This window comes from Methylophaga sp. UBA4204, assembly GCF_002379485.1.
GTDB lineage: Bacteria > Pseudomonadota > Gammaproteobacteria > Nitrosococcales > Methylophagaceae > Methylophaga.
On the sequence record NZ_DFTU01000075.1, the window covers coordinates 2129 to 3031 of the forward strand.

The following is a 903-nucleotide window of genomic DNA, read 5'->3' on the forward strand; positions in this document are numbered from 1 at the left end:
AGCTTTCCATATGCCTTGGTGACCTCCCCACTTGTTGAGTACAACGCAAAACACACTTGATCTTGTAGTAACGGTCCCATGGATATCCTGTAATTTTAAATAGGTACTTGACTTACTTGTTTTCGGGTTATATTGTTTGTGTACGAACATTTCGCCAACAAACATAGGATAACTCAAATGAAACAGTACTATTCAATATTGTTAATGACTTTGCCGTTGTTACTCCCAATTAACCTCTCTGCCAACGAGATGGCAGCAGAAGATAATTATGTACCAACATTAATTACCGAAACGCCTTATGAAGGCAGGCAGCTGGCCATTAAAATCGTACGAAAAACCATTGGAACCATTCAGACTGACGCTGCTGCCAAACATCGTGTAAGAGCAAAATATGCTGAAGATCCTGCCCTATTAATGGATGCCGCTGAGCTAGTGGCAATTGAATTCAAAACAATAGCTATTGCCAACGATTATTGGCGTGAATAAAAAACTGCTTTGTTAACTTGTGAAATGGTTATCGGGCTAACCCGGCTTTCCATCAGGTCTGGGTGTCGTTAATATTGGTAAATAAATAATGACATAAAGAGTGTAAGCCGTTGCCCAGGCAAGGACGCTAAACCATAACCAAAAAGATATTTGTGCTGGGAATAACCAAATCAACAGTGTTCGAGTCAAGCCGACAGAAATAATCAACATAAAGGCCAGTGACATCAATCGTTTTGGTGTTAAGGATCTTCCACTATGTCCCAATGAGACCCGAGACATCATACTAAGAATCATTGTCCCCATGGCACCAGCAGTCAAAGCATGTAAAGCCACACTATACGGTATGGCGAGACCGGCATAATAGGCTGAAAACATTAACAGCCCCAACGATATGAACCAGTAACCGATATGTAACGA

The 903-nt window shown here is 41.2% G+C and carries 2 protein-coding genes; one reads left to right on the plus strand and one right to left on the minus strand.

All coding sequences use genetic code 11. The annotated features are described in order from the left end of the window. The first annotated feature begins 177 nt into the window (after window positions 1–177). Window positions 178–486, plus strand: coding sequence for a hexameric tyrosine-coordinated heme protein (locus B3182_RS10835; RefSeq protein WP_292356768.1), 309 nt, complete (start codon window positions 178–180; stop codon window positions 484–486). A gap of 36 nt (window positions 487–522) precedes the next feature. Here B3182_RS10835 and B3182_RS10840 read toward each other — a convergent pair. Beyond that, on the minus strand, window positions 523–903 hold a 381-nt coding region (locus B3182_RS10840), incomplete at its 5' end, for an NnrS family protein (protein ID WP_292752736.1).

What these genes read in the sequence shown, in the direction of transcription:
- B3182_RS10835 (WP_292356768.1), top strand. Translation starts at nt 178, where the DNA reads ATGAAACAGTACTATTCAATATTGTTAATGACTTTGCCGTTGTTACTC.